Source organism: Geobacter sulfurreducens PCA (assembly GCF_000007985.2).
In the GTDB taxonomy this organism is placed as follows: domain Bacteria; phylum Desulfobacterota; class Desulfuromonadia; order Geobacterales; family Geobacteraceae; genus Geobacter; species Geobacter sulfurreducens.
Genome location: NC_002939.5, coordinates 1,408,556 through 1,422,869, shown reverse-complemented (window position 1 = coordinate 1,422,869; position 14,314 = coordinate 1,408,556). Strand labels below are relative to the sequence as shown.

Below are 14,314 nucleotides of genomic sequence, written 5' to 3'. Positions count from 1 at the left end.
CTCCTAGAATTTCTCGAACTGGTCGTCAAGGTGATCGCTGTCCAGGTTCAGGTTTACCCCGCCGCCCACCGCCACTTTCCGCGACGTCGCGGGTTCGGCGTGGTAGCCGTTGGACGTGCCGTGACCCAGATGAGGGATCGCTGCCTTTTTCTTGGCAACGGGACGATGGACCGCGCTCCGGCTTGACGCGCCACGATCATCGGTCCGGAAGAATGAAATGGTGGCCTGCAGCTGTTCGGCCTGACTGGCCAGCTCTTCGCTGGTGGACGCCATCTCTTCGCTGGCGCTGGCGTTCTGCTGGATCACCTGGTCAAGCTGCTGGATAGCTTTGTTGATCTGCTCCGCTCCCGTGTCCTGCTCCTTGCACGCGGCGCTGATCTCCTGCACCAGTTCCGCGGTACGCTGGATGTCCGGCACGATTCGCGTCAGCATCTCGCCGGCTTCTTCCGCTACCTGAACGCTGGAGGCAGACAGCTCGCTGATCTCGCCCGCTGCCTTCTGGCTCCGTTCGGCAAGCTTTCTGACCTCGGCCGCTACCACCGCGAACCCTTTGCCGTGCTCACCGGCACGCGCCGCTTCGATGGCTGCGTTCAACGCCAGCAGGTTCGTCTGACGGGCTATCTCCTCGATGATCGAGATCTTGGAGGCGATTTCCTTCATGGCACTCACCGTGCCGGCAACAGCCTTGCCACCCTCGCGGGCATCCGTGGCGCTCTTCAGGGCGATCTTCTCGGTCTGGGTGGCGTTGTCAGCGTTCTGCCGGATGTTGGAGCTCATCTGCTCCATGGAGCTGGAGGCCTCTTCGGCCGCGGCCGCCTGCTCGGTGGCTCCCTGGCTCATCTCCTCGGAGCTGGAGGAGAGCTCCTGGCTGCCGGCGGCAACGTTGTCCGCCGCGCTCTTCACGTCAGCTACCACGCCCTTCAGCTTCTCTACCATGTTGTGCATCGCCGCAAGCAGCTGACCCGTCTCGTCCTTGCTCGTCGCTTCGATCGTTACGGTCAGGTTCCCCTCTGCCAGTTCATTGGATACCGATACGGCTTTGTCGAGGGGACGCGTAATGCTCCTGGTCGCAAACAGGCTGATAAGAATGCCGATGATCGCTGCGCAGAAAGCAACACCGAGTGCAACGGCCCGGGAGGTGCCGTAGGCTTTCAGCGCTTCAGCGTAGCGCAGCTCCATCCGCTCTTCCTGATACTTCACGATATTCTTGAATGCCGTCACGATCTTTTGCGATAGGGGGGCGCCTTCCTTGTTGTAAACTATCAGAGCCTGATCGGTTTTCCCGGCAAGACTCAGCTCGATGATGTCGTTATTGGCCTTTTTGGCATTATCAATAGCGGATTTGGCACCGGCGATCAATTGTTTGCCCTGATCCGTCTGCTCCAGTTGTTCAAGCCTCTCCAGGGCAGAGCGGTAATCGCTCCGCAATTTTTCAATTTCCTGTTTGATTGCAGGCCGCTCATTCACGTCCTTGAGCATTATTTCATTGATCTTGCCCATCAAATCGCCAACGACCATAGAGACTTCATTGGCATTCTTGATCTTCCCATAGTTGACCTTGAGAATGCGATCCAGCTTTGAGTTAATCTCCTTCATACCATTGATGCCGACCACGGTAACGACACCCAGTAGGACGAGCAAAACACCAAATCCAATACCAAGCCGTACGCCAATTTTGAGATCACCGATACGCATACCATCCTCCTTGGATAAGTGAAGCAACATATTGCACTTCTACCGCTGTCGACCTGAAAACGATTTGATATATACCGTTGTCAGACCATTTTCCAATAACCATTCTATTCGTCACACGTAGTGCCTGCCCAACCGACCCCGGCTTTAACCACCATAAAATTTGCCGCCTATTTTTTACCACCATTATATCTATCGGGATCACCACTACCCGGCACATCAGGAAATCCCTGACACCTCAAGTCGTATACCCTTACAGACTTAATTATTACCCCCTCACCCACTGACGATATAGTTTAACAAGCAGCTTGTAAGGCCATCAGCCATCAACCGACTGAACAACGCTCAGACAGCTATTTAAAAAAAACGGCGCCCCGTTCGTTCGGAGCGCCGTTGGGCAGTGCCCTTGTCTTTCTCTGTTTCTACGCTGCCCGCTCCCCTGCCGCGGCCAGCCCGGCCAGATCATCGCCGCCGAATACCCGGTCGATGTCCAGGATCATCAGAAAGGCATCGCCGCGCTTCCCCATTCCCTTCAGGAACGAGGTGTCCAACTTCGTCCCGATCCGGGGCGCAGGCTCGATGTTCACTCCCTCCAGCTCGAACACCTCCTGCACTGAGTCCGCAAGCATCCCCAGCACCAGTGTCTCAGCTCCCGTCTCTACCTCAACCACGATGATGCACGTGTTGATGCTGCGCTCCGTTTCAGGCATCCCGAATTTCTGCCGCAAGTCGATCACCGGAACCACGCTCCCCCGCAGGTTGATCACACCGCGCATGAATTCGGGAGTCTGCGGGACCTTGGTGATGCTGCTCCATTCCAATATCTCACGGACCTTGGCCACGTCCACCCCAAAGACTTCCCCGGCAAGAGTGAAGGTCAGGTACTGCCGCGTTTCCGTTGTGTCTGCGTGTGCCATCGCTCCCTCCTAGAATTTCTCGAACTGGTCGTCAAGGTGATCGCTGTCCAGGTTCAGGTCTACCCCGCCGCCCACCGCCACTTTCCGCGACGTCGCGGGTTCGGCGTGGTAGCCGTTGGACGTGCCGTGACCCAGATGAGGGATCGCTGCCTTTTTCTTGGCCGCGAACTGGCGCACTGCTGCCGCTTTGCGCACCAAACCCACCTGTTCGCCGGTTTTGAAGAAGGCGATTGTTTCCTGCAGCTGTTCGGCCTGGCTGGCCAGCTCTTCGCTGGTGGACGCCATCTCTTCGCTGGCGCTGGCGTTCTGCTGGATCACCTGGTCAAGCTGCTGGATAGCTTTGTTGATCTGCTCCGCTCCCGTGTCCTGCTCCTTGCACGCGGCGCTGATCTCCTGCACCAATTCCGCGGTACGCTGGATGTCCGGCACGATCCGCGTCAGCATCTCGCCGGCTTCTTCCGCTACCTGAACGCTGGAGGCAGACAGCTCGCTGATCTCGCCCGCCGCCTTCTGGCTCCGCTCGGCAAGCTTTCTGACCTCGGCCGCTACCACCGCGAACCCTTTGCCGTGCTCACCGGCACGCGCCGCTTCGATGGCTGCGTTCAACGCCAGCAGGTTCGTCTGGCGGGCTATCTCTTCGATGATCGAGATCTTGGAGGCGATTTCCTTCATGGCCACGACGGTTTCTGCCACGGCCGTGCCGCCCTGCTTGGCATCGGCGGCGCTCTTCAGGGCGATCTTCTCGGTCTGGGTGGCGTTGTCAGCGTTCTGCCGGATGTTGGAGCTCATCTGCTCCATGGAGCTGGAGGCCTCTTCGGCCGCGGCCGCCTGCTCGGTGGCTCCCTGGCTCATCTCCTCGGAGCTGGAGGAGAGCTCCTGGCTGCCAGCGGCAACGTTGTCTGCCGCGCTCTTCACGTCAGCTACCACGCCCTTCAGCTTCTCTACCATGTTGTGCATCGCCGCAAGCAGCTGACCCGTCTCGTCCTTGCTCGTCGCTTCGATCGTTACGGTCAGGTCTCCTTCCGACAGGCGGTTCGAAACGTCCACGGCCGATCTGAGCGGGCGGCTGATGATGCGGGAAAGGAATATGCCGAGTCCGACCGCCAGGGCAACACCGAGCACGAGGATGATGCCCGTCATCGCCACCGCAGCCTTGGCGGCGGCGGTATTGGCGTCGGATTTCTTCTTGGCCAGATCAATTTTCAGGTCAGCGAGTTTCTGAATCGAGTCGTCCACGGACCGGGCGATCCCGGCCACGGAGTCACTCCTCATATAGGCCACTGCCTGGTCATTCTTCCCATCCATGGCCAGGGCCACAATCTTGTCAAGATGAGGGGCAAACTTAGCCAACTCTGCCTTTATATCTGCGTAGGCTTTCTTAGTCTCTTCCGACTTCAGAGACTTTTCTATTTCGGGCAAATTGTCATCTATTGTCTTTTGCAACTCTTTAATTCTGTTGGAAAACTTTACCTTGCCTTCATTAGTCTGTTCCAGTGCTATCTCACGATAGTTGACCCTGATCCTCTGAAAAGCCACAGCTGTAGTCAGGATAGGTCCCATTGGCTTTGCATTTAGCTCATACATCTCTGTATCGGCTTTTTCTATCTGCATTATTTTTGTTATCCCAATAGCTCCTATAACACAAGCTATCAGGGTAACAAGAGCAAAACCAACTATCAGCTTAGATGCAATTTTTAAATTGTGGAACCACGTCATATTATCCTCCTTTGCTTGGCGTAACTTATCAGCACATGAACTTTGCCTGCTCTGTGTATACCTATCGGGAAAACCGTTTACAGGAATATAGGGAAATCCCTGACAACCTGCCTCCCAATTCCCTACATCGGTTCATTACGGTCTTTTTATCTACACCAGATAAATGGTAAGCATGACGAGAGGGGCGCGGAAGATGAAGAGGCTCAGTAATGAGGACCGCAGATATGAATGGGGGATTATGTGAGAGGAAAGGCTGTCAGGTGCCGGCGAGCATGGCCTTGCCTATGTGCTCTCTCAGGGCGTCCAGGGCAAAGGGCTTCCTAACAGGCTGTTGAAAATCGGCCCCATTTGACTTGCTGAACTTTGCAGTTCGTTTTTTTTTGAATCAGTTTTGTTGCTCAGAACCTTTGTTTCTCGTTCTTTTTGCTCTTTATCAACCTCATATACTGCTGATGTAGCCTGGTTTTCCCCTCTCAGGTGACACCGAGACCCAGGTTTTTCATCCGAACCAGGTTGTAGGCCGCAGCGTGCAGATCAAGTTGCATGGCGATCTTCTCGATTCCCCGGTACATCGTCTTGCGTAAGCTGCCCACGGTCTTCATCCAGCCAAAGCCTTCTTCGATTCGTTTCCTGATCTTCTGGCTGATGGTGTAGTTCGGATGCTTGGTGGTTCTGCCGTCGATGGCCGATTTCCTGTTGGAGGTGTTCTGGGCCACGTGTGGCGTTATCTTTAGCCTACGCAGCTCTTTGACGAATGATTCTGTGTCGTAGCCTTTGTCGCAGCCAAGAGTGATCCGTCGGGTCGTCCTTGGCAATTGCTGCACCATGGCCTTTGCTGCGTCGCGCTCACCGCAACCGGTTGCCGTTGTCACCTTGGTCCTGATGATGAGGCCACTACGATTCTCCATCAGGGTATGTCCCTGGTAGCAGAGCTTGGCTTCCTTGTTCTTCCCCTTGCGGTAGAGCCGGGCATCAGGGTCAGTGGTGGAACCATGGGTTTCGTTGGTAAGTTTCTGTCCCTTGAAATCCACGGTATCGTTTCTGCCGCCACCACCGGCTGAAGGAGGTCCATCCTTGGGCTTGAAGCTCTTGATGGAAGCCCAGGCTTCGATGAGAGTTCCGTCAACGGTGAAGTGTTCGCGGGACAACAGTCGCTTACGCTCTGCCTGGGCCAGAACCCGGGAAAGAAACTCGGCGGCAACTTCGGAGCCAATCAATCGGTCACTGTTCTTGGTAAAGCTGGAATGATCCCAGACTTTCTCGTCCAAGCCCATGCCGAGGAACCAGCGGAACAGGAAGTTGTAATGGATCTGCTCTACCAACTGCCGGTTGCTGCGGATGGAGTAGAGGATCATCAGCAGTTGGGCTTTCAAGAGCTTCTCCGGTGGGATTGAGGAGCGGCCGGTTGTGGCGTACATGCTGTCAAAGAGCTTGTCCATCCCTGCCAGGGCTTCGTCGGCCATTTTACGGATGGCCCGCAAGGGGTGGTCCTTCGGGACAAAGGATTCAGGTGTCACATAGGTAAAGAGAGCTTCTGTGTTGCTGTCAAAGCCGCGCATAACTTTCCTCAATAATTGTAGAGCGTTATGCGCGACAATGTACCACAAATAGGCTGTTTTCTCTATTTCAATTTCAACAGCCTGCTAAGGAGACGCGCATCGGCGTCGACCGCGCCTCGCCCTTCTACGACGTCCGCCGGGTAGCCGGACATATAGAGAACTTTGGCCGCTTTCTGGTGGGACAGGATAGACCGGACCATCTCCCGGCCGTTCATGGACGGCATGATGACATCGGTGAGGATCAAATCGACGACTATGCCGGGCTGCTGACAGAGGTGGATTGCCTCGTCGGGATCGGATGCGGTTATGACGGTATGACCGAGCCGCCGCAACATCAGTGCGGTGATATCCCGCACGGCGTCGTCGTCATCCACCAGAAGCGTGGTCCTGGCGGGGAGAGTTTCGTCGACCTCGCCGAGCCGGCGAACATCGTGCGACTCACCCACAAAGCGCGGCAAATAGATGGAAAAGACCGATCCCCCGCCGGGCTCGCTCTCAACGCTGATGGCACCGCCGTTCTGACGCACAATCCCGTAAACCGTGGCGAGTCCGAGGCCGGTTCCTTTTCCCATTTCCTTAGTCGTGTAAAATGGCTCGAAGATATGTTCCATCACCTCGGGGTCCATGCCGCAACCCGTATCACTTACCGTCATCAGAACGTATTCTCCAGGCGACGCGCCTTGCAGATGCCTGACCGTTGCCCTGTCAAGCACGACATTCGAGGTCGCGATGGTGACACTGCCGGTGCCCGCTATGGCGTCGCGGGCGTTCATCACCAGGTTCATGAGGAGTTGATCGGCCTGGGTCGGATCGATCCGCACCGGCCACAGATCTGCGCCGGCCACATGGCTGAGGGTTATGTCCTCTCCGATCAGACGGGTCAGGGATTTGCTGCTCTGGGAGATGAGCCGGTTCAGATCGACCCTGACGGGATTAACCCGCTCACTACGGGTAAACGCCAGCAGTTGGCGGGTGATGTCGCGGGAATGCTCAGCCGCCCTGATGATCTGATCGAGCTGTTCGGGGGCCTCCTTGCTCTGGAAGCCGGTGAGCTTGAGCACGTGGGCGTAGCCGAGAATCACCGTGAGCTTGTTGTTGTAGTCGTGGGCGATACCCCCGGCAAGCCGGCCAACTGCCTCCATCTTGTGGGCCTGGCCCAGCCGCTGCAGCATCTCCCGCCGCTCCGCCTCGGCTTGGCGCCGTTCGGTCACATCAATACCGAGGGCCACGGCGGCCATCACTGCGCCGTGTTCGTCCTCAAGAGGGGCGAACTGGATCCACAGCACCCGTTCCCGGTACTCGATTTCCTCGCTCAGGGTTCCCCCGGCAAGCGCCAGGCGATAACAGCCCACCAGCCGGTCGGCAAGCGGCTCTCCGAACAGGTCGCCCGGCATGCGCCCCAACGCCTCCTGACCGCTCAGGCCGAGGGACTCAACGAGGCTCCCCTCGAACATAATATAGCGACCATCAGTGTCCACCACCCACACTCCGCCGTTCGGTATCCTGCGGGCAATTGCCCGCAGCAACGCCTCGCTCTCGCGCACCGCCTGGAGCATCCCCTGCTGCTGCTGATAGGCAACGGCCAGGGATTCCCGCATCCTGTTGAACGCCTCCACCAGCGCGTCGATCTCGTCCCCGTACCGGTGCTTGTCCAACTGGAGCGGCTGCTGCACCCGGGCGAAACCGAAGGAGGTGAAGTAGTCCGCAGCAGCAGCCAGATGGCGGGTTACCTGGCGCTCGAAAAGCATGAAGGTGAACAGCATCACGATGGTAATGGTCAGGGTCTGGAACAGCAGGGTTACGGCCGCGGTGGACAGGGCATCGCGCATGATGGCCTGGCGGTCGATCTCCAGGTAGAGGGACCCCAGGGACACCTGACGTCCGTTGTAGGTCGCAGTGAGATCTATTCTGCGGACATCGCCGAACAGTTCGCTTCTGGTGCCGGATTCTACGACGACCCCGCCCTGATCGACCACGGCCACGTAGCTGATGAAAGGATAGTGGTGTATTCCGTCGATCTGGGCCGCGATCTGTTGGCGGTCGAGGCTCCAGAGAGCGGCGGTTATGGCATCCAGGTGGGTCTTTTTCAGAAGCTCAACGGACTCGTTAAGGGAAACCTTACTGCGGTAGTATTCGACGACCGTGAAAACAGCCGAAAACACGACACTGAGGGCCAGGGCCAGCAGAAGGGTCTGGCGGAACAATCGTTTACCGACAGTATGTGGAAGAGTTGCTGTCGACATCGAGTCAGTCTGCGGTTCCGAGGGCCGAAATCATGATCCGCCTGATCGACCCGTCCCGCTTCATCTGGCTGAGAGCGCCGGCCAGGATCGGGACGAGTGCCGCGTGCTTTCTGTTGAGATAGAGATACATGGTGCGCCGGGCAAGGGGTGGAGTAAGCGGACGCACTCCCCGTTCCCGGCTATGTTTGAGGTACGCCTCTCCCCTGCGCCGGTCGAAGATGGCGATGTCAATCCTGCCATTGGCGAGCAGGTCGAACAACGCCTCGTCATCCTTCACCTTGGTCAGAGACTTGACCTTTGCGACGTTTTCCTCAAGAAGCTTCCAACCGGTAATGAAACCCACCGAATAGGGGCCAAGGCTCTCCCACCCCTTGAGCTTGATAGCCGGGTCTCTGGCAAAGGCTGTGAACTCATTCTCACAGATGGATTCCGGAACCATAACCAGATTGGGATACATTTTCTCGATCCCGGAAATGCGGAGATATTCGCCGTCCACGATCCCCAGATTCGCATTGACCAGTGAGCGCTCCGAGGGAGCTGCCACAATTTTAACCGTCACCCCGGTCCGCCGGAATGCCTCCAGGACAATCCGGTCGGCGAGCCCGCTGCCGTCCGGGGTCGAGTAGGGGGGAGCATCGGACGTGCTCAGTTCAAGCGTTGCGCCGTGGACGTTCCCGATGAATGCCGCCAGGACCATCAGCAAGGCAAGGATACGACGATACATCAAAAACTACTCCTGACAGTGGGAATGCCTCTGCAAAGCAGAGGGTAATGCCGAACCCCAGAAACCCGACCTGCAACATCAATGGCAAAAGACTCCATCCGCCGAACAGCTTAAACCGGCGGATGGAGTCATGACATATGAACGTCCCCTTCCCTGTTCGAAGCCGGACCCACCGGCAGGGAACGTTCCGATTGCAGAGGGTCTAGAACGTTTCGAACTCGGAATCCAGGTGATCTCCCCCTTCAAGATTGAGGTTGAGTCCTGCATGTGCCACCTTCTTGGCCGGAGCCTGATTTGCCTTGTGGTACCCGTTGGCCGGCGCGTGGGCAAGGGCCGGCTTTTTCGCCGCAGGCTTTGCAGCCGCAATCGCACTGGAGGACTGCGCCGAGCTATCGACCCGGAAGAAGGAAATGATCGACTGGAGCTGTTCCGATTGGGCAGACAGTTCTTCTGCCGTGGATGCCATTTCTTCGGCTGCGCTGGCATTCTGCTGGATCACCTGGTCCAGTTGCTGGATGGCCCGGTTGATCTGCTCGGCGCCTGTGTCCTGTTCCTTGCTGGCTGCACTGATCTCCTGGACCAGTTCCGCGGTTTTCTGAATGTCGGGCACGATTCGACCCAGCATCTCGCCGGCCTTCTCCGCCACCTCCACGCTGGAGGCCGACAGGTCACTGATCTCGCCGGCAGCCTTCTGGCTCCGCTCGGCAAGCTTTCTGACCTCGGCCGCCACCACCGCGAATCCCTTGCCGTGCTCGCCGGCGCGGGCCGCCTCGATGGCCGCGTTCAGTGCCAGGAGATTCGTCTGGCGAGCAATCTCCTCGATGATCGATATCTTCGAGGCGATATCCTTCATGGCGGTGACGGTTTCGGCCACCGCCTTGCCGCCGTCGCGGGCGTCCTGGGCGCTCTTGATGGCGATCCGCTCCGTCTGGGAGGCGTTATCGGCATTCTGCCTGATATTGGAAGACATTTCCTCCATGCTTGACGACGCCTCTTCCGCGGCAGCCGCCTGCTCGGTGGCCCCCTGGCTCATCTGCTCGGAGCCGGAACTCATTTCGCGACTTCCCGCGGCCACGTTGTTGGCGGCGCTCTTCACCTCGGCCACGACCTCGGAGAGCTTCTTTACCATTGCGGAAAGGGCCTGCATCAACTCATCCTTGGCCGAGCGCTCCCTGAGCTCCACCATCAGGTTGCCGCCGGCAACCTCTTTCGCGGCCGCAACGATGCCGTTGGTGGCATCGATGAGCGTATTCAGGTTCTGTTTGATGATGTTGTACTGGCCCCGGTATTCCTTGGTGATAAGGGGCGGCATATCGCCCTTGCTGATCCGGTCCACGTAATCGGCGGTAACCATCAGCGGTTCGACGATATTGGTGATGGTATCGTTGACACCCCGGGCAAGCTGGTTCCAGCCTCCCACGAAGAGGTCCGCGTTGGCTCGCTTGTCCAGTTGGCCGTCGGCAGCGGCCGTGATCAGGATTCCCAGTTGCTCTTCGAAGGACTTGAGATTGGTCCGTACGCCCTCGATCGTCTCGTTGATAAATGCCTTTTTGCCGGGGAACTTTTCGAGGTCGGCATTGAAGTTCCCTTTGCCGAACTCGGCCACGCAGGCCATCGCCTTCTTCTTGACGCTGATGTGACCGCCCACCATGTTGTTCACACCCTTGGCCATGACCTGGAAGGCCCCCTGGTACTGGTCTTCCGGCATTTTAACGTCGATGTCACCCAGGTCGTGCTGTTGGGACATGTGTCCCATGTCGGCGATGAAGTTCTTGATATTGCTCCGTACTGCCTCGATCGTGTCGTTGATAAAAGCCTTTTTGCCGGGAAACTTTTCCAGTTCGGCGTCGAAATTCCCTTTGCCGAACTCGGCCACGCAGGCCATCGCTTTTTTCTTGACGCTGATGTGACCGTTCACCATGTCGTTCACGCCCTTGGCCATGATCCGGTAAGCGCCCTGGTAATTGTCAGCGGGCATAACCACGTCGATGTCGCCCAGATCGTGCATTTTCGACATCTCGTTCATGTCGCTCAGCAGGCCGTTGAGCGCGTCGATACACCGGTTGAGGTTGTTTTTCACCTCATTGAAATCTCCGTTGTAGGTATCGGTAATCCGGGGCGGAATGTCGCCCCTGGAGATGCGATCCACGTAGTCGGCGGCCACATTGAGTGGGGTGATGACCGCATCAAGGGTATCGTTGACGCCGGAGACGATCTTGCGGAAATCGCCCTGGTGCTTAGCCGCATCGGCCCGGGTCGCGAGACGCCCCTCGACCGCGGCCCGCGAGAGCATGTCGGCGTCCGCAATCAGCGCCCTGATTGCTTCCACCATCTTCTGCATCTCAACCTGCAGCAGGCCGGTTTCGTCACGCGCCGTCACGTCCAGGGTCACGTCGGTGTCGCCGGAGGCGATCCTGCCCGCAGCGGCCATGCAGGCGCCGATGGGTCTGGTGATGGAGCGGGTCACGAGCCAGGCGCAGGCACATGCGAGAAGGGCCGACAGCACGAGAAGCGCTACGATGATGTTTCTGGAGGAAACGAAGGTCTGCTCAGCCTCCTTGCCGGATACCGCCAGGAGCTTGGCCTGATACTGTGTCAACCCGTCAACGGCATCGAAGTAGCTTCGCTGCCTTTCGCGGTAGCTGCCGAAGAGCATCTTCTGGGCAGCAGACTTGTTGCCGGCCCTGATATACTCAACCAGCTTCAGCAGATCCTCCCGGTATGCGGCGCGGGAGGCCTCCACCGCCTTCAGTTTGGCCTTCCCCTCCTCGCTGGTGATGCTCTTGGACAGTTCATCCATCGACTTGCTGACGCTCACCGAAGCTTCGTTGATTCGCGCAATCTCCTTCTGAACCTCTGCTGGATCATCCAGAAGGATTGCGTTGCGCAATGCCCGCGCCACCACGTTGATCTGGCTACTGATTCCGAAGGTTGTCTCCGCTTTGGGCCAGCGATCCTTGACAACCATGTCAAGGTCTGTGTTCAGGGTAGCCATTCTATTGATGGAGATGCCGCCGAGGATCACCATCAACACAACCACTAATCCGAACCCGAGCCCCAACCGCAAACCGATCCGCATGTTCTGTAGCATACCAGTTCCTCCGCAAGTCGCCGTAGCTGATGAGCGGGAGCCGTGTCGGCACAATCCCGTCGGCTGCAGCCGGATCTTTACACCGCATGGATTACGAATCGGTATACACAGCCTGGTGCACTATCAGGATTATCCTGACAACAACCGGCGAATTACCTGAAACGCGTATTTGGCGGGAGAACTGCAGATGAGGTGAAATAGAAAGGAACGGAGGAATTGTCGCCGGCGCGGCAATGGCGTAGCCTGCAGCTGACCGGCTCGGAGCGTCGTTGACGGGACAGGAAGACCAGCGTTCAGTCGAGGGTGGTGAGTCCCTCGCGGATGGCGAACTTGGTCAGGTCGGCGATACTGTTGGTCTTGAGCTTGCGCATGATCTGCATACGCTGGGACTCCACGGTCTTGACGCTGACATCGAGGGCAAAGGCCACTTCCTTGGTATTCTTGCCCTCGGCAATGAGCTGAAGCACTTCCCGTTCGCGGGGGGTGAGGCGAATCGAGGAAGCGGACTCGGGCCGGCCCCGTCGACCGAGATAGTCCTTGATCACGACGCCGGTAATGCGGGGACTGAGGTAAAACCGGTCGGCAACCACTTCGTGGATGGCATTGACCAGTTCGTCAAAAGCGCAGTCTTTGAGGAGAAACCCTTGGGCGCCCGCAGAAAGCGCCTCTTCGATGAAGCGACGATCCGAATGCATGGAAAGGGCGAGAACCCTGACCGAGGGATAATCTGCGGCTATGCGCCTTGTCGCATCAATGCCGTTCATCTCCGGCATGGTGAGATCCATGAGGACTATGTCCGGGTCGAGATCCTTCACGCACTGGGTGGCGGCCCGGCCGTTATCGGCCTCACCGACCACCTGGATATCCTTTTCCATCGAAAGAAGCGACTTGAGCCCCTCGCGCATGATCTTATGGTCGTCAACAATTACAACCCGTATCCCCACTCGGCAACCTCGCTCCCTCAGAACCTGTCCACAACCAACGGTTTTCGTCCCATACCCCGACTCAAAGCCGTTCCCGGCCGACAAACAGTGCCATTCGACGCGGACTGCAACGCCTTCGGCGGTAACCGATCAGGCCACATGCACGTGAATCCGGCCACAATCTGCAGAACCATCGGCTGTGGACCGATTCCCTTCCCCAACGTATGTATACTGCAATGTATCGGTTTGTTACAATAACGTTTTTGGGTGTAATTATCAATGGGTGTCACGTGCAAGGTCAAGAGGTGCGACGACGGTGACCATAGTCCCGGCCCCGGGGGACGACTCTATCGCCAGTGAGCCGCCCAGGCGTTCGATCCGTTGGCGGATATTGAAAAGACCGAACCCTCCGCCCGCCTTATCCCTGGACTTGTGGGCTGCCTTTGCCACGTCGAATCCACGGCCGTCATCCCTGACCGTTATGCGGACGGACTCCCCCAGGCCGCGGATGTCTATCTGCACCGTGTCGGGGGATGCATGCTTCGCCGCATTAATGAGCACCTCACGCACCACCTGGAAGAGAGTAACCTTGATCTCCTCCCTCAGGGGTTTGAGTGTGCCATCGTCACTGAAATTGACGCGAAACCGGTGGTTATCCTGAAAATTTTCCCCCAGCCATTCAAGGGCGGCTTCAAGCCCCACCTCATAGAGAATCGGCGGGCTGATCTGAAATATGAGGGAGCGGACCTCCTGGATCGACTGGTCCAGGAGCCCGGTGAGTTCTCCCCATTGGGTCAGACCATCCTCCGCCACATGCTCCCTGAGCGAATGGGCTCGAATCTTGGCAAAGGCCAGGGTCTGGCCGATGAGATCGTGCAGGTCGGTGGAAAGCCGGCGACGCTCGCGCTCCTCGGCCAACGACAGCTCCGCGGCCAAGTTTCTGAATTCTTCCTGGTAGCTGAGCAGTGCATTTTCAGCCTTGGTGCGCTCGGTGATATCGTCGCCGATGCTCATGGTGCCGATGATGCCCCCCGAGCTGTCGCGGATTACCGTATTGGTCCATGAGATGAATAGCCGCCTGCCGCCGCAGGTGACGATGTCATTCTGGACGTGGACCGGGATGTTTCCCGTATCGAGAGACGAGTAGAATATCCGCTTGACTGTCTTCTGGTCGGGAGGAACGAAGCGCTCGAACCAGTTGACCCCGATCACTTCCCGGCGCTCCCACCCCACAAGCTGGAGAAAATAGTCGTTGCAGAAGACCAGGTTACCGTGCGTATCCAACTGAATTGCCAGGAGTTTGATATGTTCGAACGTTTCCCGGAACAGTCGCTCCGCCTCGATGCGCCGGGCAACCTCACGCTTGAGCTGTTGCCAGCGGCGCAGGTAGAGAAGAGCAAAGGCCAGGGCAAGGATAGTTGTGCCGAACACTGAAACGTCCTTGATCAT

General features: G+C 57.7%; 9 protein-coding genes. All 9 read right to left on the bottom strand.

From position 1 onward, the window contains the following. Positions 1–3: 3 nt before the first annotated feature. Positions 4–1,695: a methyl-accepting chemotaxis protein gene (locus GS_RS06475; protein ID WP_010941954.1), complete on the bottom strand. Its 1,692-nt coding sequence runs from the start codon at positions 1,693–1,695 to the stop codon at positions 4–6. Positions 1,696–2,114: 419 nt separating this feature from the next. Beyond that, complete coding sequence (locus GS_RS06470; RefSeq protein ID WP_010941953.1) at positions 2,115–2,609, bottom strand: chemotaxis protein CheW; 495 nt, start codon at positions 2,607–2,609, stop codon at positions 2,115–2,117. 9 nt (positions 2,610–2,618) lie between these two features. After that, positions 2,619–4,325 carry a methyl-accepting chemotaxis protein gene (locus GS_RS06465; protein WP_010941952.1) on the bottom strand — a complete coding sequence of 569 codons (1,707 nt, stop codon included), beginning with the start codon at positions 4,323–4,325 and terminating at the stop codon, positions 2,619–2,621. 473 nt (positions 4,326–4,798) lie between these two features. Continuing rightward, a complete protein-coding gene (locus GS_RS06460; protein WP_010941225.1) occupies positions 4,799–5,884 on the bottom strand; it encodes an IS5-like element ISGsu2 family transposase in 1,086 nt (361 codons plus the stop codon). Positions 5,885–5,946: 62 nt separating this feature from the next. Next, complete coding sequence (locus GS_RS06455; protein ID WP_010941951.1) at positions 5,947–8,127, bottom strand: ATP-binding protein; 2,181 nt, start codon at positions 8,125–8,127, stop codon at positions 5,947–5,949. A gap of 4 nt (positions 8,128–8,131) precedes the next feature. Beyond that, on the bottom strand, positions 8,132–8,851 hold the full coding sequence (locus GS_RS06450; RefSeq protein ID WP_010941950.1) for a substrate-binding periplasmic protein: 720 nt from the start codon (positions 8,849–8,851) through the stop codon (positions 8,132–8,134). A gap of 202 nt (positions 8,852–9,053) precedes the next feature. Then, positions 9,054–11,942, bottom strand: a complete 2,889-nt coding sequence (locus GS_RS06445; protein WP_010941949.1) for a methyl-accepting chemotaxis protein — start codon at positions 11,940–11,942, stop codon at positions 9,054–9,056. A 293-nt stretch (positions 11,943–12,235) separates the two neighbouring features. Beyond that, complete coding sequence (locus GS_RS06440) at positions 12,236–12,886, bottom strand: response regulator (protein WP_010941948.1); 651 nt, start codon at positions 12,884–12,886, stop codon at positions 12,236–12,238. Between the two features lie 255 nt (positions 12,887–13,141). Beyond that, positions 13,142–14,314, bottom strand: a complete 1,173-nt coding sequence (locus tag GS_RS06435; protein WP_235044991.1) for a PAS domain-containing sensor histidine kinase — start codon at positions 14,312–14,314, stop codon at positions 13,142–13,144.

Coding starts and splice junctions, on each gene's coding strand:
- GS_RS06435 (WP_235044991.1), bottom strand. CDS start 14,314: ATGATCAAGGACGTTTCAGTGTTCGGCACAACTATCCTTGCCCTGGCC.
- GS_RS06445 (WP_010941949.1), bottom strand. CDS start 11,942: ATGCTACAGAACATGCGGATCGGTTTGCGGTTGGGGCTCGGGTTCGGA.
- GS_RS06460 (WP_010941225.1), bottom strand. CDS start 5,884: ATGCGCGGCTTTGACAGCAACACAGAAGCTCTCTTTACCTATGTGACA.
- GS_RS06470 (WP_010941953.1), bottom strand. CDS start 2,609: ATGGCACACGCAGACACAACGGAAACGCGGCAGTACCTGACCTTCACT.
- GS_RS06450 (WP_010941950.1), bottom strand. CDS start 8,851: ATGTATCGTCGTATCCTTGCCTTGCTGATGGTCCTGGCGGCATTCATC.
- GS_RS06465 (WP_010941952.1), bottom strand. CDS start 4,325: ATGACGTGGTTCCACAATTTAAAAATTGCATCTAAGCTGATAGTTGGT.
- GS_RS06455 (WP_010941951.1), bottom strand. CDS start 8,127: ATGTCGACAGCAACTCTTCCACATACTGTCGGTAAACGATTGTTCCGC.
- GS_RS06475 (WP_010941954.1), bottom strand. CDS start 1,695: ATGCGTATCGGTGATCTCAAAATTGGCGTACGGCTTGGTATTGGATTT.